26 protein-coding genes and 1 pseudogene are annotated in these 25888 nt (G+C 72.8%); 12 read left to right on the top strand and 15 right to left on the bottom strand.

The window, feature by feature from the left end; all coding sequences use genetic code 11:
- The first annotated feature begins 222 nt into the window (after window positions 1-222).
- Window positions 223-669, top strand: a complete 447-nt coding sequence (locus tag G567_RS0106770) for a hypothetical protein (RefSeq protein ID WP_028929389.1) — start codon at window positions 223-225, stop codon at window positions 667-669.
- Here G567_RS0106770 and G567_RS0106765 read toward each other — a convergent pair.
- The 5 genes from G567_RS0106765 to G567_RS0106745 form a co-directional block, all read right to left on the bottom strand.
- The gene (locus G567_RS0106765; protein WP_028929388.1) at window positions 666-1616 is read right to left on the bottom strand and encodes an ROK family protein; all 951 of its coding nucleotides are present in this window, start codon (window positions 1614-1616) and stop codon (window positions 666-668) included. The two genes, G567_RS0106770 and G567_RS0106765, sit on opposite strands and share 4 nt — an antisense overlap.
- A 65-nt stretch (window positions 1617-1681) precedes the next feature.
- A complete protein-coding gene (locus G567_RS27180) occupies window positions 1682-2065 on the bottom strand; it encodes a hypothetical protein (RefSeq protein WP_051232446.1) in 384 nt (127 codons plus the stop codon).
- The gene (locus G567_RS0106755) at window positions 2062-3321 is read right to left on the bottom strand and encodes an ArsA family ATPase (protein WP_028929387.1); all 1260 of its coding nucleotides are present in this window, start codon (window positions 3319-3321) and stop codon (window positions 2062-2064) included. The genes G567_RS27180 and G567_RS0106755 overlap by 4 nt, the downstream gene beginning before the upstream one ends.
- Window positions 3322-3370: 49 nt before the next feature.
- The gene (locus G567_RS0106750) at window positions 3371-3808 is read right to left on the bottom strand and encodes an SRPBCC family protein (protein WP_028929386.1); all 438 of its coding nucleotides are present in this window, start codon (window positions 3806-3808) and stop codon (window positions 3371-3373) included.
- Window positions 3809-3907: 99 nt separating this feature from the next.
- Window positions 3908-4300: a polyketide cyclase / dehydrase and lipid transport gene (locus tag G567_RS0106745; protein WP_373865884.1), complete on the bottom strand. Its 393-nt coding sequence runs from the start codon at window positions 4298-4300 to the stop codon at window positions 3908-3910.
- A gap of 134 nt (window positions 4301-4434) precedes the next feature.
- Here G567_RS0106745 and G567_RS0106740 point away from each other — a divergent pair, with 134 nt between their 5' ends.
- Window positions 4435-6264 carry an AMP-dependent synthetase/ligase gene (locus G567_RS0106740; RefSeq protein WP_028929384.1) on the top strand — a complete coding sequence of 610 codons (1830 nt, stop codon included), beginning with the start codon at window positions 4435-4437 and terminating at the stop codon, window positions 6262-6264.
- A 6-nt stretch (window positions 6265-6270) separates the two neighbouring features.
- On the opposite strand, the gene G567_RS0106735 is transcribed toward G567_RS0106740, so the two are convergent.
- The 3 genes from G567_RS0106735 to G567_RS0106720 form a co-directional block, all read right to left on the bottom strand.
- Window positions 6271-7416 (bottom strand): glycosyltransferase family 4 protein, encoded by a 1146-nt coding sequence (locus tag G567_RS0106735; protein ID WP_028929383.1) that lies wholly within the window; start codon window positions 7414-7416, stop codon window positions 6271-6273.
- 80 nt (window positions 7417-7496) lie between these two features.
- On the bottom strand, window positions 7497-8507 hold the full coding sequence (locus G567_RS0106730; RefSeq protein WP_028929382.1) for an NlpC/P60 family protein: 1011 nt from the start codon (window positions 8505-8507) through the stop codon (window positions 7497-7499).
- 672 nt (window positions 8508-9179) lie between these two features.
- Window positions 9180-10580 carry an NYN domain-containing protein gene (locus G567_RS0106720; RefSeq protein WP_084795927.1) on the bottom strand — a complete coding sequence of 467 codons (1401 nt, stop codon included), beginning with the start codon at window positions 10578-10580 and terminating at the stop codon, window positions 9180-9182.
- Window positions 10581-10744: 164 nt separating this feature from the next.
- Here G567_RS0106720 and G567_RS36035 point away from each other — a divergent pair.
- Window positions 10745-10942: pseudogene (locus G567_RS36035) on the top strand (exonuclease domain-containing protein); the annotation flags it as partial.
- A gap of 158 nt (window positions 10943-11100) precedes the next feature.
- On the top strand, window positions 11101-11379 hold the full coding sequence (locus G567_RS0106710) for an Lrp/AsnC family transcriptional regulator (protein WP_028929379.1): 279 nt from the start codon (window positions 11101-11103) through the stop codon (window positions 11377-11379).
- Window positions 11380-11439: 60 nt separating this feature from the next.
- Here the strand turns inward: G567_RS0106710 and trpD are convergent, their stop codons facing one another.
- The gene (gene trpD, locus G567_RS0106705) at window positions 11440-12489 is read right to left on the bottom strand and encodes an anthranilate phosphoribosyltransferase (protein ID WP_028929378.1); all 1050 of its coding nucleotides are present in this window, start codon (window positions 12487-12489) and stop codon (window positions 11440-11442) included.
- Complete coding sequence (locus G567_RS27170; protein WP_051232441.1) at window positions 12482-12955, bottom strand: response regulator; 474 nt, start codon at window positions 12953-12955, stop codon at window positions 12482-12484. Before G567_RS27170 ends, trpD begins: the two co-directional genes overlap by 8 nt.
- A gap of 135 nt (window positions 12956-13090) precedes the next feature.
- Between G567_RS27170 and ctaE the strand changes: the two genes are divergently transcribed.
- From ctaE to qcrB, 4 genes are all read left to right on the top strand, one after another.
- The gene (gene ctaE / locus G567_RS0106695; protein ID WP_028929377.1) at window positions 13091-13693 is read left to right on the top strand and encodes an aa3-type cytochrome oxidase subunit III; all 603 of its coding nucleotides are present in this window, start codon (window positions 13091-13093) and stop codon (window positions 13691-13693) included.
- 74 nt (window positions 13694-13767) lie between these two features.
- The gene (gene qcrC, locus G567_RS0106690; RefSeq protein ID WP_028929376.1) at window positions 13768-14625 is read left to right on the top strand and encodes a cytochrome bc1 complex diheme cytochrome c subunit; all 858 of its coding nucleotides are present in this window, start codon (window positions 13768-13770) and stop codon (window positions 14623-14625) included.
- Window positions 14622-15761, top strand: coding sequence for a cytochrome bc1 complex Rieske iron-sulfur subunit (gene qcrA, locus G567_RS0106685; RefSeq protein ID WP_028929375.1), 1140 nt, complete (start codon window positions 14622-14624; stop codon window positions 15759-15761). The genes qcrC and qcrA overlap by 4 nt, the downstream gene beginning before the upstream one ends.
- Window positions 15758-17458 carry a cytochrome bc1 complex cytochrome b subunit gene (gene qcrB / locus G567_RS0106680; protein ID WP_028929374.1) on the top strand — a complete coding sequence of 567 codons (1701 nt, stop codon included), beginning with the start codon at window positions 15758-15760 and terminating at the stop codon, window positions 17456-17458. The genes qcrA and qcrB overlap by 4 nt, the downstream gene beginning before the upstream one ends.
- A gap of 152 nt (window positions 17459-17610) precedes the next feature.
- On the opposite strand, the gene G567_RS0106675 is transcribed toward qcrB, so the two are convergent.
- Window positions 17611-18369, bottom strand: coding sequence for an SDR family NAD(P)-dependent oxidoreductase (locus G567_RS0106675; RefSeq protein WP_028929373.1), 759 nt, complete (start codon window positions 18367-18369; stop codon window positions 17611-17613).
- 289 nt (window positions 18370-18658) lie between these two features.
- Between G567_RS0106675 and G567_RS27165 the strand changes: the two genes are divergently transcribed.
- On the top strand, window positions 18659-18937 hold the full coding sequence (locus tag G567_RS27165) for a hypothetical protein (protein WP_037056097.1): 279 nt from the start codon (window positions 18659-18661) through the stop codon (window positions 18935-18937).
- Window positions 18938-19092: 155 nt separating this feature from the next.
- Here G567_RS27165 and G567_RS0106665 read toward each other — a convergent pair whose 3' ends face one another.
- The 4 genes from G567_RS0106665 to pcaB all read right to left on the bottom strand — a co-directional run bounded on the left by G567_RS0106665 (window position 19093) and on the right by pcaB (window position 23698).
- Complete coding sequence (locus G567_RS0106665; RefSeq protein WP_028929372.1) at window positions 19093-20466, bottom strand: FAD-dependent oxidoreductase; 1374 nt, start codon at window positions 20464-20466, stop codon at window positions 19093-19095.
- Between the two features lie 131 nt (window positions 20467-20597).
- Entirely contained in the window at window positions 20598-21653 is a 1056-nt protein-coding gene (locus G567_RS27160; protein ID WP_037056168.1) for a winged helix DNA-binding domain-containing protein, read from the bottom strand.
- A 136-nt stretch (window positions 21654-21789) separates the two neighbouring features.
- Window positions 21790-22557: an IclR family transcriptional regulator domain-containing protein gene (locus tag G567_RS0106655; protein WP_028929371.1), complete on the bottom strand. Its 768-nt coding sequence runs from the start codon at window positions 22555-22557 to the stop codon at window positions 21790-21792.
- Window positions 22558-22561: 4 nt separating this feature from the next.
- Window positions 22562-23698, bottom strand: coding sequence for a 3-carboxy-cis,cis-muconate cycloisomerase (gene pcaB / locus G567_RS27155; protein ID WP_037056096.1), 1137 nt, complete (start codon window positions 23696-23698; stop codon window positions 22562-22564).
- Window positions 23699-23746: 48 nt separating this feature from the next.
- Between pcaB and G567_RS0106645 the strand changes: the two genes are divergently transcribed.
- The 3 genes from G567_RS0106645 (at window position 23747) to G567_RS0106635 (ending at window position 25885) form a co-directional block, all read left to right on the top strand.
- Window positions 23747-24388, top strand: coding sequence for an HAD hydrolase-like protein (locus G567_RS0106645; RefSeq protein WP_028929370.1), 642 nt, complete (start codon window positions 23747-23749; stop codon window positions 24386-24388).
- 115 nt (window positions 24389-24503) lie between these two features.
- Window positions 24504-25250 carry a CoA transferase subunit A gene (locus G567_RS0106640; RefSeq protein WP_028929369.1) on the top strand — a complete coding sequence of 249 codons (747 nt, stop codon included), beginning with the start codon at window positions 24504-24506 and terminating at the stop codon, window positions 25248-25250.
- Window positions 25247-25885: a CoA transferase subunit B gene (locus G567_RS0106635; RefSeq protein ID WP_028929368.1), complete on the top strand. Its 639-nt coding sequence runs from the start codon at window positions 25247-25249 to the stop codon at window positions 25883-25885. Before G567_RS0106640 ends, G567_RS0106635 begins: the two co-directional genes overlap by 4 nt.
- The last annotated feature ends 3 nt before the right edge of the window (window positions 25886-25888 follow it).

Raw genomic sequence — 25888 nt, 5'->3', positions numbered from 1 at the left:
TGCGCGTGCTCCCCTCTCGCGACGAAGCCAGCCTACGGACGGCGTCCGGGCGCCGACAACGGGTTGCTCACCGACTTCCCCCCGCAACGCCATGTCCGGATGGGTGAGGAACATGTCAGGATGTCCTCCGCGCCGTCGCCGACGGCACCAGGGGAGGTCGCCGATGCCCCTCGACGCGCATGTCGGGCAGGCCTGGACCGTCGTCAGCACGGGCGGTGCGGGATGAACCGCGATCCCGAGGAACGCCGCCGTCACGACACCGATCAACCGGATCCGCTCCGCGACGAGTTCGAGCAGATCGTCGCCGGGTGGCGGCAGGAGGGTTCGGTCCCGCAGTGGCCGTCGGAGGAGGTGGTCGACGACTGGGAGGGCGCCACCGCCGAGCCGGCGACCGGTCCGCTGCCACCCGTGCCGGACGACGAGGACCATTTCGTCCCGCCCGATCCGCCGCCGTTGCCGCGGCTCGGCCCACCCGCCGTGGTCGGGCTGGCGCTGCTCGTACTGGGCCTGGTTCTCGTCACCGCGCCCGAGATCATCGGCTTGTCCTCGGGCCACGGGCTGCCGCTGGGCCTGCTGTCGCTGGCCGCCGGGCTGGGGTGGCTGGTGCTGCGGCTGTGGCCGTCCGCACCGGCGCGCGATGACGACGAGGACGACGGCGCCGTGCTCTAATGCCGGCCGCCGCGGTGGTCGCGGGCCAGCTGCGCGGCCCCGACCACCGCGGCCGCCGCGCCGAGCTGAGCGGTCCGGATCCGCGCCAGCGGGCGGTTTCCCGCCCCGGTCACCGTGCGCGCGTAGTGCTCGCGGGCCTCGTCGAGGAACAGCGGGGCCGAGTCGGCGACCCCGCCCCCGATCACCACCAGTTCCGGGTCGAACACGTCCGCGACGATCGCGAGACCCTCCCCCAGCCAGCGGCCGAGGTCGGCCATCGCCCGGCGGGCGAGCCGGTCGCCCTCCCGGGCGGCCGCCGCCACCCGTTGACCGGTGACCCACTCGGGGTCGCGGGCCGCCTGTCTGGCCAGCAGCGACACCCCGGAATCGGCGGCGAGCAGCTCGACGGCGGTCGCGGCGAGCCCGGTTCCGCTGCAGTAGCGCTCCCAGCAGCCGCGTTTGCCGCAGGGACACGGCCGGCCCTCCGGGACGACCCGCAGATGCCCCAGCTCGGGGGCCACCCCGTGGGCGCCGCGATAGAGCTCGCCACTGATCAGCAGCGCGGCGCCGATGCCCGTGCCCAGCGCGATGAACACCGACGTCGCGGCGCCCGCGGCCGCGCCGAACCGGCGCTCGGCGAGTGCGGCGGCGTTGGCGTCGTGCTCGACGACGGTGGGCAGGCCGAACCGCGCGGACAACCGTTCCGCGACGGGGGTGTCGCGCCAGGGCAGATGCGGGGCGAACCGGACGGTGTTGCGGTCGGGTCCGATGAACGCGGCCAACGCCAGTCCGACCGCCGCGACCCGATGCCGCGCGGCCAGCTCACCGACCGCGGCCGTGATCGTGTCCTCCAGCGCGACGGCGCTCGCCGGGGTGGCGGTCCGCGTGCTGTCGAGCACCGTGCCGTCGGCATCGACCACGCCGGCGTGCACGCTCGTGCCGCCGACGTCCACGCCCACCGTCAGCAGCGAGGCCGAATCCAACGCTGCCGAGCCGGCCCCGCACCGGTGCGCCGGGAGCCGACCGCGCAGGGTCATCCGCGCCGCACCGTGATGTGCTGGACCCTGCGGGCCGACGACGGCGCGCTCTCCGAGGCAGGCCTACCCGACGAGCCGTCCGACGAGCCTGCCCCTTCCACAAGCGCGGCTCGCAGCACGGCAAGCAGTCCTGCGGTGTGCTCGGCGATGCGGCCGGCGAGTTCCGGGCGCTCCCCGCGCAGCGCGGTGATCAACGCGCATACCGGACAGGCCGCGCAGCTCGCGGGGGTGTCCGTGGGGCCGCCGGAGCCGACGGCGCCCGCGGCACGCAGCCGCTCGACGGCCGGCTGTAACCGGTCCAGCAACTGTAGCGCGGCGGCGCGCAGATCCTCGGCCAGCCCGCCGTGGTCGCAGCCGGGTGCTCCCGTTCCCGAGCTCATCGCATCCAGACCGTGGGATCGGGCCGGAACACGACGCGCAGCTCGGCGTGCGTTCCGGCGCCCTGCAGCCGGGCGGACTCCACCGTGCAGCGGCGCAGCACGGACGGCAGGTCGACCATCCGCCGGGTGAGCCCGATGGTGATCGCGAGCTCGTCGCCGATCCGGGCCAGCTCGACGGGCCCCCGTTCGGCGCCGGGCAGCCGCACGGCGAGCTCGAACTCCGAGTCCAGCGCGGTGCCCTCGCCCGCGGTGCGCCGGACCCCCAGCACCGGGGGCGCCGGGTGCCCGGCCGCGACCGGGTCGTCGTCCCCGTACACCGACCGGGCCAGCTCGAGCAACGCGCGAACGCCGGTCGGCTCGGCGGCGGCGTAGTCGGCGGTGCGCAGCGTCGGGCCCCCGTCGCACAGCTCGACGAGCTCGGCGAGCACAGTCTGCTGCTCGGCGTGCCGCTCGCGCAGCCAGCGCGCGGCGGGCCCGCGCAGCGACGGCGGGGGGTCGGGCACGATCCGGTTGGCCACCAGGCCATCGACCCGAAGGCCGTGCAGCGCGAACGCGGTGAGCATCCGCCGGGTCTCGGCGGCGACCACCCGCTCCGGGGTCAGGACCAGCCGGATGCTCGTGCGTCCGGGGTCGGCAAGCAGCGCGCGCAGCCCCGCCAGCTGCTCGGCGAGCCCGTCGAGTGCGTCGATCGCCCGGTCGAAGCGGGCCGCGGACTCCGTCGCCTCCCGCTTGCCGGCCAGCCCGGCGAGCAACCCGCGCACTGCACGGCGGTGGGCGGGGAAGAGCCGTTCGAGGTAGCTCGACAGCGCCTCGGGCAGGCCGAGCAGCCGCAGGGTCTCGGCGGTCGGCCCACAGTCGACGACCACCACCTCCCAGGGGCCGGTCTCGGCGAGCCTGCGCACCTCGGTCAGCGCGAGCAGTTCCTCCACCCCGGGCAGCACGGTCAGCTCGTCGGCCACCAGGTCGTCGACCCCGGCGCCGGCCAGCAGCACCCGCAGGTGGCCCTGCAATCGGCCCCACGCACCGCCGAGGAGCACCCGGGTGTCGATATGGGCGGCGAACAGCCCTCTGGCCTCCCCGCCCAGCTCGCGGGGCTCGTCGTCGAGCTCGGCCTCGAGTGCGTCGCCGAGGGAATGCGCCGGATCGGTGGAGACGACCAGGGTCTTGCGCCCCGACCGCGCCAGCCGGGCGGCCGTTGCCGAGGCAAGAGTGGTCTTACCGACGCCTCCCTTGCCGGTGAACAGCACCACGCGCACCGCCGGAGCGTAGCCGTCCGAGCCCACGGACCGTTCGCGCCCCGGGCGGTCAGCCGCGCTCGACGCGGCGCTTGAGCCCCTTCAACGCGGTATCGATGATCACCTTCTCGGCCTTGCGCCGGAGCATGCCGATCATCGGGATGTTCAGGTCGACGGCCAGTGAGTACGTCACCATCGTCGAATCGCCCTCGGCGACCAGCCGGTACGAACCGTTCTGCGCCTTCTGGATCTGCCCCTTCACGAGGTTCCAGCTGACCGACAACCCATCGGGCGCCCACTCGTAGTCGAGGGTGTAGGAGTCCTTGATCGGGCCGGCGTCCATGGTGAACCGGACCCGTTCCGCCCGAGCGTCAGGCCCGGTGACCAGCACCTCGACGGTCTTGACCTGGTCCGCCCACTCGGGGTAGGCGCGGAAGTCGGCGATCACCGACATCACCCGTTCCGGGTTCGCGGCGATGGAGATCGAGGAGGTGGTCGCGTCGGCCATGCGCGGAGGTTACCGTTGCGCGGCAGCGCCACCGACCTTCCCGGGCCGCAACCCTCACGCCACCCCGCGAGCCGCGCCATTTCCGTGACCGAGTCGCGGTCATGCCGGCGGCTCGCCCGGCGCCCGGCCCGCCTCCAGCCGGCCCTTGAGCTCGAACGCGATCGCCTTCGCCGCCCGCTGCCGCCGCCGGGTCTCCGCCGCCGCCCTGCGCGGCGACTGCGGGGCCGGTCTGCCCTGCGCGCCAGCCGCATCGGCGCGCAGGTAGTAGTGCAGCACGGTCCCGTCGAGGACCTCCTCCAGCCAGATCTCCATGCTCCCGACCAGCGCACCTCCCACCGTCCACCGCACGCCCTGTTCGCCCCGGTCGGCGACGACCTCCAGCCGCAGGTCGGGCCACAGCCGCGGCCAGCACGCAGGCTCGCCGAGCTCGGCTGCCACCCGGGCTCGCGGCACGGCGAGGAACGTCTCGTCCACGACATCCACCGACGGCACGCCGCCCAGCCTCCCGCACCCCGCCGTACCGGCGAAAACCGGTCGAAACCGGTCGATGCGTACCCAGCGAACGCGCGATAGATTCGGCATCGATCGGCTGGAACCTGCCAGCACCGGGCCAGGAGGTCGAGACAGTGCGTGAGTACAGCGTGCCCACAACGGTTCGCGTCGGTGCGGAGGAGAACCTCGTCGATCCGGTCTTCGAGCACGCGCAGCGGCACCCCGATGCCGTCCTGTTCCGACGCCGCGACGGCGACGGCTGGACCGATGTCCCGGCCGCCCGCTTCGCCGAGCAGGTCACCGAGGTCGCGCGCGGCCTGATCGCGAGCGGGATCGAACGGGGAGACCGGGTGGCGCTGCTCTCCCGCACCCGCTACGAGTGGACTCTGCTCGACTACGCGATCCTGGCCGCGGGCGCGGTCACCGTGCCGATCTACGAGACCTCCTCGGCCGACCAGATCGACTGGATCCTGTCGAACTCCGAGGCCGCGGCGATCATCGTCGAGTCGGACAAGCACCGCGCGCTGGTCGAGAGCGTGGCGGGGTCGATCGGCACACTGAAGCGGATCTGGCAGATCGAGGCGCTCGCCCAGGCACCGGGCACCCCCGGTGCGGTCGACGAACTGGCCGCGCTCGGCTCCGACATCCGGGACGACGAGGTGCACGCCCGCCACCGCGCAGTCACCGCCGACGACCTGGCCACGCTGATCTACACCTCGGGCACGACGGGCAGGCCCAAGGGCGTCGAGCTCAGCCACCGCAACCTGGTCACCGAGGTCAAGACGGTCAGCCAGCTGTTCCCCGAGCTGCTCTCCGAGCACGGTTCGGTGCTGCTGTTCCTGCCGCTCGCCCACGTGTTCGGCAAGGTGATCCAGTGCGGCGCCGTGGCCAACCGCAGCGTCGTCGGACACACCCCCGACGTCTCCCACCTGCTCGATGACCTCGCCTCGTTCCGCCCGACGTTCCTGCTCGCCGTCCCGCGGGTGTTCGAGAAGGTCTACAACGGAGCGCGGCAGAAGGCCCACGCCGAGGGCAAGGGCAAGATCTTCGACGCCGCCGCCGAGACCGCGATCGCCTGGAGCCGCGCCCTCGACACCGGCGGTCCCGGCCTGCCGCTGCGGCTCAAGCATGCGCTGTTCGACAAGCTCGTGTACGGCAAGCTGCGCGCCGCGGTCGGCGGAAACGTCGTCGCCGCGGTGTCGGGCAGCGCCCCGCTCGGTGAGCGGCTCGGCCATTTCTTCCGCGGCACCGGGCTGCCGATCCTCGAGGGATACGGCCTCACCGAGACCGCGGCGGGGATCACGGTCAACACCCTGTCCGCGCAGCGCGTCGGCACCGTGGGCCGCCCGATCCCGGGGCACGCGGTCCGGATCGCCGACGACGGGGAGATCCTGCTGTCCGGCGGCATCGTGTTCCGCCGCTACTGGCGCAACCCCGCAGCCACCGAGGAGGCCATCGTCGACGGCTGGTTCCACAGCGGCGACATCGGCGAGCTCGACGTCGACGGCTTCCTCACGATCACCGGCCGCAAGAAGGAGATTCTCGTGACGGCCGCAGGCAAGAACGTCGCCCCCGCCGTGCTCGAGGACCGGCTGCGGGCGCATCCGCTGGTCAGCCAGTGCATGGTCGTGGGCGATGGGCAGCCGTTCATCGCGGCGCTGGTGACCATCGACACGGAGGCGCTGCCCGCGTGGCGGGAACGGGCCGGCAAACCCGCCGGGGACGGCGCCGCCGACCTGGTCGAGGACCCGGAGCTGCGCGGGGAGATCGCGGCGGCGGTCGAAGAGGCGAACCAGGCGGTCTCGCGGGCCGAGCAGATCCGCAAGTTCCGGATCCTGCCCGACGACTTCACCGAGGCCGGCGGCGAGCTGACCCCGACGATGAAGGTCAAGCGCAGCGTCGTCGCGACGCAGTACGCCGCCGAGATCGCGGCGATCTACACCACGACCAGGCAGAACGCCTGACGGCGCTCAGCTCACCGGAACCGGGGCACCCTCCAGGAACCCGCGAAGCCGCCGGACCAGCGCAGGCCAGGACCAGTCGCGCAGCATCCACTCGCGGCCTGCCGCGCCCATCGCGCGGGCCCGGTCCGGGTCGGCGAGCAGACCGGCGACGGCGCCGGTGAGCGCAGGGAGGTCGCGGCCGCCGACGACGTGTCCGGTGCGGCCCTCCAGGACCGTCTCGGGAGCGCCGCCGGAGTCGCCCGCCACCACCGGCACCCCGCAGGCCGACGCCTCCAGCAGCGCGATGCCCAAGCCCTCGACGTCGAGTCCACCGCCGCGGGTCCGGCACGGCAGCGCGAACACATCGGCGACGGCCTGGTGCGCGGCCAGCTCGTCGGCCGGTACGGCGCCGGTGAACACGACCGGGCCGGTGACGTCGTGCCGGGCGGCGAGCGCACGCAGCCGAGCGGCATCCGGCCCCGAGCCCACGATCAGCAGCCGGGCGCCCGGCACCCGGCGGCGGATCTCGGGCAGCGCCCGGATCAGCATGTCCTGGCCCTTCCGGGCCACCAGCCGGGACACGCACGCGACCACCGGTGCGTCGCCGAGCCGATAGCGGGCGCGCAGCTCGGCCCTGGCGGCGGGGTCCGGCCGGAACCGTTCGGCGTCGATCCCCGACGGCAGCAGCTCCAGGGCCGCTTCCGGCCCGAACGCCGAGGCGACGCGTCCGCGGGTATAGCGGGAGATGACGGTGAGCACGTCGGCGTCGCGACCGATCCGGCGCAGCGCCTGCCGCGCACCCGGCAGCATCGACCAGCCCACCTCGTGGCCGTGCGTACTGGCGACGACGCGCTCGATCCCGCCCCGGCGGCGCAGCACCGGCCCGAGCAGGGCCAACGGTGCCGCGGCCCCGAACCAGACGGTCGTGGCGTCGCGCTCGCGGGCGATCCGCACGGCGCGCCGCGCGACCGTCGGGACGGGGAGCATCAGCGAGGTGGGGTGCCGGTACACCGGGTAGCCGCGGGTGGCGTCGAACCCGGCGGCACCGGACCACGCCGGAGCGTAGACGACGAGCTCGCTTGCCGGCAGCCGGTCCGCGAGGGCCTGCAGGTAGTTCTGGATTCCACCGGTGCGGGGCGGGAAATCATTCGTGACGAGCAGCGTGCGGGGCACGAACGGTGACGTTATCGGGCGCGGGGAGCGGGCGGCAGGCGGGCCGGTGCCCGGCGCGGGGAGCGGACGAGATCGGGGGGCTACAGGCGCCGCGCGCCGCTGAACGCGTTCCGGGAGACCGTCTGGTACTTCACGACGTCGCCCGACTGCGGGGCGTTGATCATCTTTCCCTCTCCGGCGTAGATGCCGACGTGGCTGACCGGGGTGTAGTAGAAGACCAGGTCACCGGGCCGCAGCTCGTTCCACGAGACGGCCTTGCCGACCGTGGCCTGGGCGCTGCTCGATCGGGGCAGGGACACTCCGGCCTGCGCGAACGCCCAGGACGTGAGACCCGAGCAGTCGAAGGTGTTCGGGCCGCTCGCGCCCCACCGGTAGGCCTTGCCCAGCTTGGTCGCGGCCGCCTGGAGCGCGCGCACTCCCACCCCGCTGCCGCTGAACCCGCCGGACGGGGCGCCCGCGTCGGGGCCGTTGTGTTCGGCGCGCTGCTGCGGGCTGAGCTGCCGGAGCAGCCGCTCGACCTCGGTGATACGGATCTCGGCGGCGCGCCTGCGGGCATCGATCTCGTCGGCGGCCCGACGCGCCGCGTCCGCGGCCTCCTGAGCGCGTCCGACCGCGTCGTCGGCGTCGGCCTGGGCGCGGCGGGTCGCCGCGACCCTGGCGAGCAGCTCGTCGAGCTGGGCCTTGTGATCGGCCGAGAGGGACTCCAGCGCCGACATCTGGTCGAGGTAGTGCTGCGGCGAGTCGCTGACGAGCAGCGCGTTGAACTGGTCGAGCCGGCCGCTCTCGAACGTCGACAGCGCCACGATGTCGATCTGCTGACGCAGCTGGTCCTCGTCGGCCCGAGCCTGTTCGGCGGCCACCCGGGCCGGCTCGATCGCCGCCCGCGCCGTGTCGGCCTCGGCCTGGCTGGCGGTGAACGCGTCGGTGGCGGCGTGCCACTGCTCGGTGAGCGCCTCCGCCTCGCGCTGCGCCTGGTCCAGCTGGGACCGTGCGTCGGAAGCGGTCTGCGGCGGATCGGGCTGGGCGATCGCGGGGGTGGCGCTCACCCCGATGACCAGCGCCGCGGCGACGCCCATGGGGGCGGCCAGCAAAGCCGAGCGACCGAATCGTCGCCCGTTGCGCCGGACGGCGCTTCCTCCGTCTCCACCGCGCCGAGGCGACACCACGCGAACGGGTCTCCTTCCTCGTCCCGCAGCTCGGCCCTCGCGTGCAGCGGGCATCCGGACGGCCGACGTGCGGTGACCCTGCGTCGCCACTCCGACCTGAATGGCTGACTCTCCGCAAGGTCGCGGGGAGATTACGGAGACACCGACAGAGCGTCCAGCACCGGAGAATCCGGACGAGACGAACCTCGAGGGTTCACCCTCGGTACCCGTTCGACGTTCTACGACGACGTTTCGTTACCCAGCGTCGCGATCTTGGAGGAAACTCTCTGGATCAGATGTCACTCGTCGCGGTGAACCAGCCACCAGCCGCAACCGCGGCACCATGCCGTGAGCGGCCAGAGCGTCGAGCGCGCGACATTCCGGTGCGTCGAGCTGTATGACCGACGCGCCGGACGGCACCTCGCCACCCCGTATCCGCGGTTCGGGCGCACCGAGCAGGACGCCGACGACACAGTCGTCGCAGGCGATCTCGCGGACCTCGCACCGTTCGCAGTCGATGATCATTACGCGCTCCTCGACGGGTCGAACATCCGAACGCCGCGGACGCTACGACTCGGCACCGACATTCGGCGCCGGGCGCGCGTACAAGACCCGCGATCAGCCCCGCAACCGGGCCAGCAGCACCGCCGAGGGAAGCGCGTGCGCGCCCCTGCGGCGTACCGACTCCACAACGGCCCGGTCCGACGTGGCGACGAGGACCGGCCTGCCCTCGGGCTCGGCCGCGACCAGCGAGCGGATCACGTCATCGGCGAGCACCCCGGCGTCGCTGAAGAGCACCCGCACCCCTCGCGAGCCGCGCGTCGGAGCCGCCACCACCCCGGCACCGTCGAAGACAACGGTGATCTCGACACCGGTGCGTGCGGCGAGTGCGCCGAGCTGACGCACCAGCCGGGTGCGCTGATCGGCCAGCGGCAGCTCCGGATAGCCGGTCTTGCTGACGTTGTAGCCGTCGACGACGAGGTGCACGGTCCGCAGAGCGAGCAACGCGTCGAGCGCGGCGCGATCGTCGACCGGGGCGCCTGCGCGGGCGCCATGCGCCCCGGCCACCAGATCGCCGGGACGCGGGCCGCCCCCGCCGAAGGCGAGCTCGCGGCGCAGTCCCGCCACCGCGCCGGAGAGAGTGTCGATGAGCAGGCCCAGACGCACCTCGTCGGCCTGCCGCGCCTCGCGGGCCGCCTGCCGGGCCGCGGCGATCTCTGCGGTGGCGCGGGCCGCTCGCCTGCGCTCCTCCTCTGCCCTGGCCCGTTCCCGGTCGCGCTCCGCGAGCGCCTGAGCCAACTCGGCGCTGGCACTGCCGCGCAGCTCCTCGACCGTCGTTTCCGCGGCGACACGGGCATCGAGCGCCACCCGCAGCTTCGCGCCCTGCTCGCTGACGCGGCGACGCAGCTGGGCGAACTCGGCGTCGCGCAGCTGGTCGGCGCAGCGGGCCTGCTCGCGGGCGTCGGCGAGCTCGGCGCGCAGCCGCTCCAGCTCGACGGTCAGCTTGTCCACGCGGGCGAGCGCCGCATCCCGCTCGGCCCGCAGCTCCGCGACCTCGCCGCGGCGGGCGGCGGCCGCGACCACCTCGTCGGTCTCCGGTGCACCGGAAAGCACCGCGGCGGCGGCCGCCCTCAACGGTTCCTCGCAGTGCACATCCAGCTCGCCGGGCCGTTGCTCGGCCCACCACGCGAGCACGGCGGAACGGAAGACGGCGGAGGCCCTCAGCTCGGCGAGCAACGGCCCGGCGCCGAGCCGAGCCCGTTTGGCCGGGGTGAACCGGGCGAGCCTGCGCAGGGGAACCGGCACATTGGAGATCGGGAGCCCACCGACGGCAACGGCGGCCACCTCGGCGAGCCTGCCGCGGACCGGATCCGGCAGCCGATCCCAGTCGAGGACGCCAGGCGCGCGCTCGGCGGCCTCCGTGTCGCCCGCGCCGATCGGGGCGGGCGCCTCGCCGGTTTCGGGACGAGAGGACGACGCGTCGCCACGGTCGGGCGAAGGGCGCGCGTCGGGGCACATCGCACCAGGTTATCCGCGCTGAACCGAACGGGCGACCGCCGTCCCGCCAGGCCCCGTCGCGGCCGGCGTCACGGCCTCCCCGGTCCCCGACTCGATCGCGGAAACACCCCGATTCGGTCGTGGAAACACCCCGACTCGCGGGGATGTCGGGGGGTGCGGATAGCGTCGCCCTCATCGGCATCACGACCGCGATGCTGCGCACCGCCCCGCAACCGGCCCAGGTCCTGCCGTCGCTGCTGGAGTTCCTCTCCGGGGCGATCCTGGTCGCGCACAACGCGCCGTTCGACGCCGGGTTCCTGCGCGCCACCTGCGAACGCCACGGCCACCCCTGGCCGCGCCCTCCCGTGCTGTGCACCGCGCGCTCGCCGAGCACCCCCCGTCCGCGCCGGGGCCGCGGCGTGGGGCGCGTGGGCGGCGCGGGCCCGTCCCCGACCCGTCCCCGACCCGGGGGCGGCGGTGCTTGACTAACCTGCGACGGCGCGCGATCCACCCGCGGGCCACCGTCCAAGGAGGAGAAACGTTGATCACCGCGATCGTCCTGGTGCATACCGCCACCGACCGGATCCCCGAGACCGCGCAGGCCATCGCGGACCTCGACGGGGTCAGCGAGGTCTACTCGTGCGCCGGCGACGTCGATCTCATCGCGGTGGTGAAGGTGGCCGAGCACGAGCAGCTGGCCGACGTCATCGCGGGGCGGCTCAGCAAGATCGAGGGCGTGCGGCGCACCGACACCCATATCGCCTTCCGCTCCTACTCCCGTGCCGATATCGAGGCCACCTTCTCGGTCGGTCTCGACTGACCCGCCGAGCGACGCTTGCGCCGCTCACGTGGCGGGTGGCGGCACGTGCGGCGGGTGGCTTCAGCTCCGGAGCCGGGTCGACGCCTCGGCCCAGCGGGTCAGCAGCGCGGCGGCGGCGCCCGAGTCGATCGCCTTGGCGGCCCGCTCCCGAGCCGCTCCCAGCGCGTCGGCGAGGTCGGCGGTCGGGCCGTCCACCGCGACCAGGGCACCCGCGGCGTTGAGCAGCACCGCCTCGCGCACCGGCCCGCCGTCGCCGGCGAGCACCGCCCGGCAGGCCGCGGCGTTGTCGGCCGGGTCGCCGCCGCGCAGCTCCTCCCGGGTCGCCGCGGGCACCCCCAGCGCGGCGGGGTCGAGCGTCTCCGTACGGACCCCGCCACCACCGGCCACCCAGACCGTCGAGGTGGTCGTGGTGGTCAGCTCGTCGAGGCCGTCGTCGCCGCGCACGACCAGCGCGGAGGCCCCGCGGGCGGCGAACACCTCCGCGAGCACCGGTGCCAGCCGCGCGTCGGCGCAGCCCACCAGGGCGGCGGACGGCTGGGCCGGGTTGGTCAGCGGCCCCAGCACGTTCATCGCCGTGGGCACGCCCAGTTCGCGGCGCACCCCGCCCGTGTGACGCATGGCCGGATGGAACACCGGCGCGAAGCAGAACCCGATACCGACCTCGGCGACGCAGGCCGCGACCGCGTCGGGCGGCAGGTCGATCGCGACCCCGATCTCCTCGAGCAGGTCCGCCGCCCCGCACCTGGACGAAGCGGCCCGGTTGCCGTGCTTGACCACCGGCACCCCGGCGGCCGCGACGACGATCGCCGACATCGTGGAGATGTTCACCGTATGGGCCTGGTCGCCACCGGTGCCCACCACGTCGACGGCGCGCCCGGCCACCGAGACCCGGAGGGCGTGGCGCAGCATCGCCTCGGCCAGCCCACCTATCTCGGCGGCCGTCTCGCCCTTGGTGCGCAGCGCCACCAGAAAGCCCGCGAGCTGGGCCGGAGTGGCCTCGGCCGAGAGCACCCGGTCCATGACCCACGCGGTGTCCGCGGCATCGAGGTCGTGCCGGGCGATCAGCCTGCCGAGCACGCCGGGCCAGGTGCGCCCCCCCGCGTCAGCCATGCCCGCCTGCGCCGCCCAGGGTGAGGTCCGCGGAGACCTCGCGGGAGCGGCGCAGCACCTCGGCAACCGTCTCCGCGGCCGTCAGCGGATCGAGGGGGTGCACAAGCACGGCATCGGCCTGCGACCAGGTCGCGAGCCAGCGGTCGTCACGGCGGCGCACCGTGATGATCACGGGTGGGCAGTCGGCGATCTCGTTCTTGAGCTGCCGGGACAGCCCCATTCCGCCGGTCGGCTGCGCCTCGCCGTCGAGGATCGCCAGGTCGACCTGGCCCCCGTCGAACGCCGCGAGTACCTCGGCGATCCCACTGGCCTCGGTGAACCTGACCCGGCCCAGATCCGGAGCCGGCCGCCGGCCGATGGATGTGATGATTCCCTCACGCACCTCGGGCCGGTGGCTGAACACCAGGATCGTCCGGGTCCGCCGCTGGTCCGGGTGGCCGAGGGAGTTGCTTACGGGGCTGCTCACGGGGGGTCATGGTAGTCAGCAGCCCGTCCGGGCCGCGCGCGCGGGAACTCGTTCGACGGGCGGCCCGTTGCGTTGAAGGGGCCCCGACCCAGCCCCGACAGCCTGTAGAAGTTTGGCCCGGGTCATAATGCCCGCGTGACGACAGCGGCTCCTAACATCAGTGCGCGGATCCACTCGCTGAACCGCCCGAACCTGGTCAGCATCGGCACCATCGTCTGGCTGTCCAGCGAGCTGATGTTCTTCGCCGGGCTGTTCGCGATCTACTTCACCGCGCGGGCCCAACACGTCGGTGAGTGGCCGCCACCGCCGACCCACCTCGACGTCCCCTACGCCCTTGTGGTGACGATCGTGCTGGTTGCCTCCTCGTTCACCTGCCAGTTCGGCGTGTTCGCCGCCGAGCGCGGGGACGTGTTCGGGCTGCGGCGCTGGTACACGCTGACCCTGGTGATGGGGACGATCTTCGTCGTCGGCCAGGCCAACGAGTACCGCGTCCTGGTCACCGACCACGCGACGACGATCTCCTCCAGCGCCTACGGCACGGTCTTCTACATGGCGACCGGATTCCACGCGCTGCACGTCATCGGCGGCCTGTTCGCGTTCGTCTATCTGCTCATCCGCACCAAGCTCAGCAAGTTCACCCCGGCCCAGGCCACCGCCGCCATCGTCGTGTCCTACTACTGGCACTTCGTCGACGTGGTCTGGATCGGCCTGTTCGCCGTCATCTACTTCATCCGCTAGCGCGGACCCGCACGATCCGATCACGACCTGCACGGACAGACCGCCACGACCGCAAGGGTTGGAAGACGCCGACGATGACCACCGAGACCACCACTCCACCGCCGCCCCGGGGCCGCCGGGGCAGGCGGCCGCACGGCAAGCTCCGGCGCAGGCTGGCCGCCGCACTCGCCCTCGGCCTCGGCCTGTTGGCGGTCGGCGGACTCTACACGGTCCTGACCCCGAAGCCGCAGGTCGCGACCGCGCAGGCGGACGCCGCACTGATCGCCAAGGGTCAGGACCTCTACAACACCGCCTGCATCAGCTGCCACGGCTCGAACCTGCAGGGTGTTCAGGACAAGGGGCCCAGCCTGATCGGCGTCGGTGAGGCCGCGACCTACTTCCAGGTGTCGACCGGGCGGATGCCGCTGGCCCGCCAGGAGGCCCAGGCTCAGCGCAAGCCTCCGAGGCCGCAGTTCGACCAGGACACCCCGGAGGGCAGGCAGAACCTCGAGGCGCTCGGCGCGTTCGTGCAGGCCCACGGCGGCGGTCCGGAGAATCCGGCGGCCACCGGTGAGGCGCTGCGCGGTTCCGACCCGGCGCGCGGCGGCGAGCTGTTCCGGCTCAACTGCGCGTCCTGCCACAACTTCACCGGCCGCGGCGGCGCGCTGTCCTCGGGCAAGTACGCCCCGACGCTGGACGGCGTCACCGAGGAGCAGATCTACACGGCGATGCTGACCGGCCCGCAGAACATGCCGAAGTTCTCCGATCGCCAGCTCACGCCGACGGAGAAGGAGGACATCATCGCCTTCGTCAAGTCCGTCACCAACGGCAACAACAACCCCGGCGGCAACCCGTTGGGTGGCATCGGTCCGACCTCCGAGGGCCTGATCGCGTTCATCGTGGGCCTGGCGGCGCTCGTCGGAGTCGCGATGTGGTTGGGAGCGAAGTCATGACCACAGGACGCCCGCACGGGTCCGGTGGCGGAACCGGCCATCCTGCTGAGCACGAGCTCGAGGACATGTCGCAGGAGCAGCTCGCCCGCCTCGCCTCGGAGCTCGACGACGTCGAGGTCGTCCACAACACGCGCAAGTTCCCGGTCCCCGGCACCAGAGCCGAGAAGCGCGCCGAGCGCACGGTCGCCACGTGGTTCATCCTGTCGGCACTCTCCGGCCTGGCGTTCATCGTCGCGTTCATCGCCTGGCCGCACGAGTACGTCAGCCCCTTCGAGCCGGGCCACACGCTCTACAGCCTCTACACCCCGGTCATCGGGTTCACGTTCGGTTTCGCGGTGCTGGCGCTGGGCATCGCCGTCATCTCGTATGTGAAGAAGTTCTTCCCGGACGAGGTCTCGGTGCAGCAGCGCCACGACGGCCCTTCGGACGAGGTGGCGCGCAAGACCGTGGTGGCCCAGCTGGTGCAGGCCGGCAAGGACACCACGATCGGCCGCCGTTCGATGATCAAGCGGTCTGCGGGTGCCGCCGCGGGGCTGTTCGGCATCGGGCTGGGCATCGCCGCGATCGCCCCCCTGGTCCGCAACCCGTGGAAAGGCGGGGACCAGGCCGCCCTGTGGGTCACCCCCTGGCGTCCGGTGAACGGCGAGACGGTCTACCTGCGCACCGACACCGGCGTGCTCGGCGAGATCGCCAGGATCCGGCCCGAGGACATGGCGCCGGGCTCGATGCAGACGGTGTTCCCGTTCCGGGAGTCCGAGCGCGGCGACAAGGAGGCCCTGCTGCACGCCCAGCGCGCCTCCGACACCCCGGTCATGCTCATCCGGCTGCGCCCGGGAACGCAGGTCGTCAAGCGGCCCGGCCAGGAGGACTTCAACTACGGCGACTACTACGCCTTCTCCAAGATCTGCACCCACCTGGGCTGCCCGACCTCGCTGTACCAGGCGCAGGACAACCGCATCCTGTGCCCGTGCCACCAGTCACAGTTCCTGGCCACCGAGTACGCCAAGCCGATCTTCGGCCCGGCCACCCGGCCCCTGCCACAACTGCCCATCACGGTCAACGATGAGGGTTACTTCGTCGCCCGCAGTGACTTCATCGAAGCCGTCGGCCCGGCCTTCTGGGAGCGGAGACCATGAGCTCGATCACCACCCCCACCGGCAGCCCCGGCGGCGCAGCCAAGGCCGCAGCCGCACTCGACGAGCTCGACCAGCGGTTTCATCCGGCCGCCGGGATGCGCAGGCAGTTCAACAAGGTCTTCCCGACGCACTGGTCGTTCATGCTCGGTGAGATCGCGCTCTACGCGTTCATCGTGCTGCTGGCCTCGGGCACCTACCTCGCGCTGTTCTTCGACCCCTCGATGGCCGAGGTCGTCTACGACGGGCCGCTCGACCTGCTCCGCGGCGTGACCATGTCCCGGGCCTACGAGACCACGTTGCAGATCTCCCTCGAGGTCCGCGGCGGGCTGTTCGTACGGCAGGTCCACCACTGGTCGGCGCTGCTGTTCATGGCCGCGATGGTCGCCCACATGTTCCGCACCTTCTTCACCGGCGCGTTCCGCAAGCCGCGCGAGACGAACTGGATGATCGGCGTCGTGCTGATCCTGCTCGGGTTCTTCGAGGGCCTCACCGGCTACTCGCTGCCCGACGACCTGCTCTCGGGTACCGGCCTGCGGATCATGTCCGGTATCACGATGACCGTCCCGGTCATGGGCACCTGGGTGCACTGGCTGCTGTTCGGCGGCGAGTTCCCCGGTAACGAGATCATCCCGCGGTTCTACATCGCGCACGTGTTCCTGCTGCCCGGGATCCTGCTCGCGCTCATCGCCGTGCACGTCGGGCTGGTCTGGTACCAGAAGCACACCCAGTTCCCCGGCCCGGGCCGCACCGAGAACAACGTGGTGGGGGTGCGGATCCTGCCGACGTTCGCGGCCAAGGGCGGCGCGTTCTTCGCCGTCACCGTGGGCGTCATCGGGATGATGTCCGGTATCTTCCAGATCAACCCGATCTGGCATATCGGTCCTTACAACGCAGCGCAGATCTCGGCCGGTTCGCAGCCGGACTGGTACGTGCTGTTCACCGAGGGCATGGCGCGGATCTTCCCGCCGTGGGAGTTCTACCTCGGCAACTACACGATCCCGGGCGCGTTCCTCGCCACGGCCGCGTTCCTGCCGCTGCTGTTCGTCCTCGCCGCGGTGTACCCGGCGGTCGAACGCAAGTTCACCCAGGACAACGCGCTGCACAACCTGTTGCAGCGGCCGCGGGACGCGCCGGTGCGGACCGCCCTGGGCGTCATGGCGATCTCGTTCTACGCCGTGCTGGTGCTCAGCGGCATCAACGACTGGATCGCCTACTTCTTCCACGTCTCGCTCAACGCCACCACCTGGGCGGGCCGGATCGGCGCGCTGCTCGTCCCGCCCATCGCCTACTGGGTGACCTACCGGATCTGCCTCGGCCTGCAGCGCCACGACCGGGCGGTCCTCGAGCACGGCATCGAGACCGGCATCATCCGGCGGCTGCCGCACGGCGCGTTCATCGAGGTGCACCAGCCGCTGGCCGGGGTGGACTCCCACGGCCACCCGATCCCGCTGGAATACCAGGGCGCCCCGGTGCCCAAGCGGATGAACCAGCTGGGTTCGGCGGGCGCCCCGGTGCCCGGATCGCTGCTCACCCCCGACCCGGTCGAGGAGTCTGCGGCGTTGGAACGGGCCAGGGCCGAGGAGGTGGCCGCCGAGAAGACCCGCTACGGCAGCATCGAGGGCGACACCATCGACCATGAGCGGGCCGCGCTCGCCGGCCGCCCCGATGGCGGGCGCCCGAAGGGCACGACCGACTGACGGTTCGGCCGTAGCGCGCAGCTGGGCCCCGCCGGCGTGATCCGGCGGGGCCCAGCTCGATACCGGCAGCCTCCGGCGGCCCAGCTCGTGCTGACCGACGCCGCCGGCGAGACCGTCGCCACCGCCCGGTTCGCGGGGTGCGCGACCGGACCTCAGACCATGGTCAGGCCACCGGAGACCGACAGGGTCTGGCCGGTGATGTAGCCCGCGCCGGGCGAGAGCAGGAAGGCCACCGCGGGCGCGATATCGGCAGGCTGCGCGATCCGGCGCATCGGAACCGCCCTCGCCAGGCCGTCGTAGAGCTTCTGGCTGGCTTCCGCGACCTGATCGAGCAGGGCGGTATCGGTGGGGCCGGGGCAGACCACGTTGACCGTGATGTGCTCCTTGGCGACCTCGCGGGCCAGCGCCTTGGAGAAAGCGATCACACCGCCCTTGGTCGCGGAGTAGACGACCTCCCCCGAGGAACCGACCCGGCCCGCGTCGGAGGCGATGTTGACGATACGCCCGGCGGAACGCGCGATCATCCCGTCGAGCACGGCCCGGGTGACCCCGATCGTCCCCTTGAGGTTGACGTCGATCAGCCGGTCCCAGGTGTCCGGGGTGGAGTCGACGAAGCGGCCGATGACGTCGATGCCGGCGTTGTTGACCAGGCCGGTGACCGGACCCAGCTCGGACTCCGCCGCGTCGACCACGGCCCGCACGGCGCCGGGATCGGTCACGTCGGCCCCGACCCCGAGCGTGTGGACGCCGTACCGCTGCGCGAGGCAGGCCGCGACGGTGGCGGCAGCGCGCTCGTCGAGGTCGGCGACCGCGACGTCCGCGCCCTGGCTCGCCAGCTCGGTGCAGATCGACTCCCCGATCCCCCGCCCGCCGCCGGTCACGATCACCACGGACCCCGTCAGCCTCGACATCGATCTCCCATCACTCGTCCCGGCCGCTGCCGCACGGCCTGGCGGATGCTACCCATGGCGGTCGCGGGAGCCGGGACGCCTCGGCCGCCCGGGTTCCGCGGGACGGCGGCCGTTGGTAGGGTTGGGTCATGCGCATCGTTGAGCCCATCGCTCCGCGCGCGGAGGTAGTACCCTCGCGCGCCGGCTGAGCCAGGCTGCCCGCGCGCCCTCGCCGCCCACCCCCGCGGCGCCTCGTGATCACCGAGACCTGGCTCGGGTTCCCTCCCCATGGACCCGCCGGAGCCTGTTCATGAGCATCCTGTCCGAGACCCGCCCGTTCCCCGATATCGCCGCGCGCATTCACCGCAGGCACAACATCCTCACCTCCGGCGGCATGACCGGCGTCATGCAGGTTGCCGGCGTGCTGCAGGACTGTGGCCTGCCGGTCCGCGACTTCTCCGTGGATGTCCGCGAAGGCGTCGCCTATGGCTCGCTGAGCTGCACGATCTCGATGACCGCGGACGAGGCACAGCGGCTCGTCGCCCGCCTGTGCTCCGTCCCCGCTGTCATCGCCGTCGACCCCGGCTGAGCCGCGAACCCGCTTGACCTGCGCTGCCCGACCCGCTTCCCGCTGTGATCGTTGTTCGGGAGCCGGTAGCCGCGAATATCGCGGCTACCGGCTCCCGAACAACGATCATCACGCGGGGTGGGTTCATCGGGCCGGGACGGCCCACGGCCGGGCGGCTACCCTGCGGGCCGGCAGACCGCCAGCATCTCCTTGAGCTCGGCGACCTTCACCCGCTCCGCGCCGCCGCGCACCTCGCCCAGCCGGATCTCCTCGGCGTCCAGGCGGAGCCAGTCGCTCCAGTCGACGGGCTGGACGCCGTGCCCGGCCAACGTCGCCAGCAGCATGTCGCGGTCGGGTTGCTTGGGCTCGGGCAGCGTGGGCAGATCCGCCAGCAACGCCGCGACGGTCTCGGCGGCGTCGCCCTTGTTCGTGCCGATCACACCGGTCGGCCCGCGTTTGATCCACCCGGCGACGTACACGCCCGGCACCGGCTCGCCGTCGCGAACCACCCGGCCGCCCTCGTTGGGCACGGTGCCGGTGGCCTCGTCGAAGGGCAGCCCCGGGATGGGTTCGGCGGCGTAGCCGATCGCGCGGACGACCAGGCCGACGTCGAGACTCTCCTGCTCCCCGCCGCCGACCACCCGTCCGTCGACGATCTCGTTGCGCTCGACGACCACCGACGACACCCGGCCGTTCTCCCCGTGCAACCGCACCGGACTGCGCAGGAACCGCAGGTGGATACGCCGCGGCTTACCGGTCCCCGCGGTGCCCTTCGCGGCCCATGCGCTGAGCATCTCGAGGTTCTGCCGCTGCCGGCGCTCGTCGATCTGCTCGATGTCGATGGCCCCGGCCGCGAACAGCCCGTCGTCGTGCACGATGACGTCGGCGTTGGCCAGCTCACCGATCTGGCGAAGCTCGGCGGGGGTGAACCGGACATGCTGGGGGCCGCGGCGGATCAGCACATGCGCATCGCGGACGCGGCTGTGGGTGAGCGCCTCGAGCACCGGGTCGGGGATGTCGGTCGAGGACATCTCCTCGTGGCTCTTGGCCAGCACCCTCGCGACATCGAGCGCGACGTTGCCGGCCCCGACGACCGCGACGCCCGGGTGGTCGAGCGGCGGGTCGAGCCGGACGAAGTCGGGATGCCCGCAGTACCAGCTGACGAACTCGCCCGAGCCCAGGCTGCCGGCGAGCTGCTCGCCGGGGACCCCGAGGGTGCGGTCGACCGTGCTGCCGGTGGCGTAAACGACGGCGTGGTAATGTTCGCGTAGCTCGTCGAACGGCACCCCTGGCTCGCGACCCACCCGGACGTTGCCCAGAAAGCTTACCTCGGCCAGGTCGAAGGGCTTGCGCAGCACCCGGATGACCGACTTCATCTTCACGTGATCGGGCGCCACCCCGTAGCGGACGAGACCGTAGGGAGCGGGAAGGCGGTCGATCACGTCGACACTGATCCCGCTGTCGAGGCCGGATCCGAGCAGCGACGCGGCGGCGTAGAGCCCGGACGGACCGGCCCCGATCACCGCCACTCGTGGCTGAGGGGGCGTCATGCAGTCTCCTTGCGGCGCCGATCCGTGGTCATGGTCCGTCCATTCTTACCTGCCCGGTCAATCGACCCGTAAGGCTCGTCCCGCACCGACGTTTGAGCGCCGCAAGCGTCATCGGGCGGCGCATGAGCTGCTCACGTATCGGTGTGGAAGGCGGCCAGCCGTTCCGCCTCCTCCGCCACCTGCCTGCGCACCGGCGCCGCGAGCTCGTCGAACGGCTCCCACCGCACGCGGTCGTCTGCCCAGCGCCAGGTGCCGGCGACCCGGCCGTCGACGAGAAAGGTCGGCACCGACTGCGGTCTCGCGGGGTCGAAGAGCTTCGACCGGTGCTCCTCGGGCACGATTCCGGCGCGCCGGGCATGCCCGAGCAGCAGCACCGCGTCGAACGTGGACAGGAAACGCACCGGCGCCGGGGTGTTCGCGTCGGGCAGCGGAGCACGGGGTAGATCGACGAGCTCCTCCCCCGACTCGGCGCGAAACCGGCGCAGCTCGAGGCGGCCGAGCACCGCCCGGGTCGCGGTCACCGGAAACCCGCAGAACCGCGCGATACTGCTCGCCGAGGCCGGGCCGAAGCCGCGCAGGTACCGGGTGACCAGCAGCTCCTCGGCCGCTTGCCGGTCGGCGGCGCCGTCCGGCAGCCACTGCTCGGCCAGCCCGTAGACATGCGCCCGCGGCCTCTCCCAGGTGCCGGCGGGCGGGACGCGGACGAGGTCGACCCACAGCTGCGCGCCCGGGAACACCTCCCGCGGGAACCCGTCCGCGGCGAGCAGTTCGACCAGCTGGGCCTGCTTGCGCGGGCCGTCGGCGAGGTGGCGACGCACCGCGGCCGCGACCGCGGGCATGCCGACCACGGCCAGCTCCTTGTGCGTCCGCAGCCACCAGCGGCGCCGCTCGGCGCGGACCGCCTCGATGAGCGGGACGTAGTCGCGCGCGGAGACCATGTGGATGGTGCAGCGCATGACCCAGCCCTGGACGATCCGGCGCCGCTCCAGCGCCCGCGTGAGATCCGCGCGGCGAAACCCCGCCAGCCGCGACCACAACCCGATGTAGCCCGATGGGGCGTACTGCGTCTGCAGCCCGCCGACCCGCTCCACCGCGCGGGCCGGGGTGAGCGCCGCGCGGTCCAGCAGCAGTTGGCGGGCCAACAGGGCCCGGTTGAGTCGGCGTCGGGTCAGGACTCGTTCGGCCACCCGGCGAGTGTGCCTCGGGTCCACGGTCTCGGCGGCGACGACCCGTGCCGGCGGGCCGGTTCGCTCGCGGAAACACCCCGGCTCGGTCACGGAAACACCCCGACTCGCGCTCGGAAATACCGCGACTCACGGGGGGTCAGGTGGTGCGCAGGTCGGCTTCGATGGCGACGGCGCAGGCCCGCAGCGCGGGCAGCATGTCGCGCCGCAGGTCCTCCGGCGTGCCCCGGGACGTCTGGGTGCTGACGTTCACGGCCGCCGCCACCGTGCCCGACCGGTCCCGCACCGGGACGGCCACCGAACGCAGGCCCAGCTCGAGCTCCTGGTCGACGAGGCAATGCCCGGCCGCATGGACCGTCTCGAGCTCGCGGCGCAGCGCGTCGAGGTCGGTGAGAGTGTGCGCGGTGAGCTGCCGGAGCTCCAGCTCGGCAAGCACCTCGTCGAGCCGGGCGGGCGGCAGCGCGGCGAGCAGCACCCGTCCCATCGACGTCGCGAAGGCGGGGAACCGGGTCCCGATCGTGATCGCCACCGTCATGATCCGTGAGGTCGGCACCCTGGCGACGTACACGACGTCGCCGCCGTCGAGCACCGACATCGACGCAGACTCGCCCACCGCCCGCGACAGCGCCTCCAGATGTGGCGCGGCGACCTCGGGCAGCGTGAGGCTGGACAGGTAGGAATAGCCCAGCTCCAGCACCCGAGGGGTGAGCGCGAACAACCGGCCGTCGGTGCGCACATAGCCGAGCTCGGCCAGGGTGAGCAGGAACCGCCGCGCCGCCGCCCTGGTGAGATCGGTGGCGCGGGCGACGTCGGAGAGGGTGCGTTCGGGGTGCTCGGCGTCGAACGCGCGGATGACGGCCAGCCCGCGGGCCAGCGACTGGACGTAGTCGGTGCGCGGCAGTGTCATGACGTCACGAGGCTCGCGCGGCCAGGATCCGGTCGACGAGGTCTGCGGCGTGATGGCGGCCGGGTTCGGCGGCGTTCGGCCGGAGGTTGCGCGCCATCGCCTCGGGGTGGATCTGCAGCCCCGACAGGCAGACGCGCAGCCGGGCGGCCGCCCCACCGGTGGCGCGCAGCAGGTCGGTGAGGCTCTCCCATTCGGCGTGCCAGGCGCCCGCGGCGCGCTGGTGCTCGTGCTCCATGGCCGCAAGCAGTGTCGCGGCCAGACCGGGGGCCCGCCGGGCGCAGGCGCGCGCGGTGATCGCGGCGATGGGGTTGCGCTTGTGCGGCATCGACGAGGAGTCTCCCGGCGCGGCCTCGCTGACCTCGCCCAGCTCGGTCGCCGCCAGCGCGACGACGTCGGCCGCGGGTTTCGCGCACGCCCCGGCGGCCACCCCGAGCGCGCCGGCGAGCTCGCCGATCCGGGTCCGCTCGGTGTGCCATGGCACGCCCTGGCGGGCGAGCCCGAGCCGGTCGGCCAGCGCGTCGGCGACGGCGGGCCCGTGCGGGTAGGAGGCCGCCAGGGTGCCCGCGGCGCCGCCGAACTGCACCGGCAGCCCGCCGACGACCGCGCTCAGCCGGCGCCGCGCCCGGTCGAGCCCGGCGGACCATCCCGCGGCGACCGCCCCGAACGTCGTGGGAAGCGCCTGCTGGCCGAGGGTTCGGGCGATCATCGGCGTGTCCCGGTGCGCCGCGGCCAGAACCGCGGCGGCGTCGGCGGCGGCGCCGAGATCGTCGAGCACGACGTCCGCCGCGGACCGGACGAGCAGCACCAGCCCGGTGTCCAGTACGTCCTGGCTGGTGGCCCCGGGATGTACGGCGGCCGCGGCGGCGCCCGCCGCGGTGCGCAGCAGCCGGACCAGGGGGATCACCGGGTTCCCGCCCTCGACGGCGGCCCGGCCCAGTGCGGCGGGGTCGATGTGGAGGCCGGCCGCGGCCTGCTCCATCCGGTCGGCGTCGGCGGCCGGGACGAGGCCGTGGGCGGCGGCGGCGTGGGAGAGCGCGACCTCGACCGCGAGCAGGGCGCGGATCCACGCCGCGTCGTCGAGCCGGGTCGAGACCCGATCCGCGCCGGACAGCGCGTCGAACAGCGCCGCTGCGTTCGTCATGCGAACGACGGTACGGGATGCGTCGGCGCGGTCGGGAAGGATGAGGGGGTGAGTGACTTCGACACCGTTCTGCTGGACCTCGACGGCACCCTCGTCGACTCCGCCGCCGGCATCTTCGGCTCGCTGCGCGATGCGTTCGACGAGCTGGGCGTGCCCTGGCCCGAGGATTCGGTGGGCCCGGCGATCCTCGGCCCGCCGCTCCACGAGACGCTGCCGTCGATCATCGGCGCCGAGGCCACCCGCGCGGTCATGCAGGCGTACCGGCGCCGCTACGCCGAGGAGGGACTGCACCGGTCCATCCCCTACCCCGGCATCGCCGAGCTGCTGCACGAGCTGGCCGGTCGGGGTGCCCGGCTCGCGCTCGCGACGAGCAAGGCCGAGGTCCATGCCCGGGTGATCCTGGAGAACCTCGGCTGGAGTGACCTGTTCGCCGAGATCGTCGGCGACACGCTGGACGCGGGCCTGCCGACCAAGGCCGCGGTCATCGCGGAGGCGCTGGCCCGGCTCGGGGGTCACGACGGCGCCGTCATGATCGGCGACCGGCGCACGGATGTCGTCGGCGCCCGCGCCCACGGAATCGACTGCCTCGGCGCCGGGTGGGGCTACGGGGAGCCCGATGAGCTCGCCGCAGCCGGCGCGGTGGCGATCGTGGAGTCCCCGGCGGCGCTCGGCCCGATGCTCATTCGCTGATGTTCACATTGTGAACGATTGTACGTGACTCGCACAAAAGGCTAACCTGGCGGCATGCGACGTGCTGCTGCGAACCGGGGCGACCTGCCGGGGATCGGCCGGTGATGGGCTGGTGATGGACAAGGTGGTCGCGACCGCGGCCAAGGCGGTTGCCGACATCGGGGACGGGGCATCCCTGGCGGTCGGCGGGTTCGGGATGGCGGGGGTGCCGACCGCGTTGATCGCCGCCCTGCTCGAACAGGGCGCCACCGATCTGGAGACGGTGAGCAACAACCTCGGCGTCGACGGGTTCGGACTGGGAACCCTGCTCGCGGCAGGCCGCATCCGCCGCACCATCGGCTCCTACGTCGGCAACAACAAGGAGTTCGCCCGCCAGTATCTGGCCGGGGAGCTGGAGCTGGAGCTGACCCCGCAGGGCACTCTGGCCGAACGGCTGCGCGCGGGCGGCGCCGGGATCCCCGCGTTCTACACTCCCGCGGGCGTCGGCACCCTGGTCGCCGAGGGCGGGCTGCCATGGCGCTACCACCCGGACGGCTCGGTCGCAGTGATGTCGCCACCGAAGCAGACCGCCGAGTTCGACGGCCGCACCTACGTGCTGGAGCGCTCGATCGTCACCGACTTCGCGCTCGTGCACGCCTGGAAGGGCGACCGGCACGGCAACCTCGTCTACCGGCGCAGCGCCCGCAACTTCAACCCCGACTGCGCGGCCGCGGGGCGGATCACCATTGCGGAGGTCGAGCATCTCGTGGAACCCGGCGAGATCGACCCCGACGCCGTGCACACCCCCGGCATCCACGTGCAGCGCGTGGTACACGTTCCCGACGAGGACAAGCCGGTCGAGTTCCGGACGGTGCGCTCATGAGCTGGACGCGCACCGAGCTCGCCGCCCGGGTGGCCGCGGAGCTGCCCGACGGGTCGTATGTCAACCTCGGCATCGGGATGCCCACGCTGGTTCCCGGGTTCATCCCGCCGGGACGGACGGTGGTGCTGCACTCGGAGAACGGCATCCTCGGCGTCGGCCCGTACCCGACCGAGGACGAGGTCGACCCAGACCTGATCAATGCGGGCAAGGAGACCGTCACGGTGCTGCCCGGGGCGAGCTACTTCGGCTCCGCCGCGAGCTTCGGAATGATCCGCGGCGGCCATGTCGACGTCGCCGTGCTCGGCGCGATGCAGGTCAGCGCGCGCGGGGATCTGGCCAACTGGGCCATCCCGGGCAAGATGATCAAGGGTATGGGCGGGGCGATGGACCTCGTGCACGGCGCGAGGCAGGTCATCGTGGTGATGGACCACGTCTCCCGCGACGACTCACCCAAGATCGTCGAGGAGTGCACGCTGCCGCTCACCGGGCTCGGCTGCGTCGACCGGATCGTCACCGATCTCGCGGTCATCGACGTCACCGGCGAGGGACTCGTGCTGGTCGAGCTCGCCCCCGGCGTGAGCGAGGCCGAGGTCCGCGCCAGAACCGCGGCTTCGCTGCTCGTGGGTGCCCAGTAACGC

This window comes from Pseudonocardia asaccharolytica DSM 44247 = NBRC 16224 (genome assembly GCF_000423625.1).
GTDB classification, from domain to species: domain Bacteria; phylum Actinomycetota; class Actinomycetes; order Mycobacteriales; family Pseudonocardiaceae; genus Pseudonocardia; species Pseudonocardia asaccharolytica.
The sequence above is the reverse complement of the archived record's forward strand: the minus strand, read 5'-3'. Positions and strand labels throughout refer to the sequence as shown.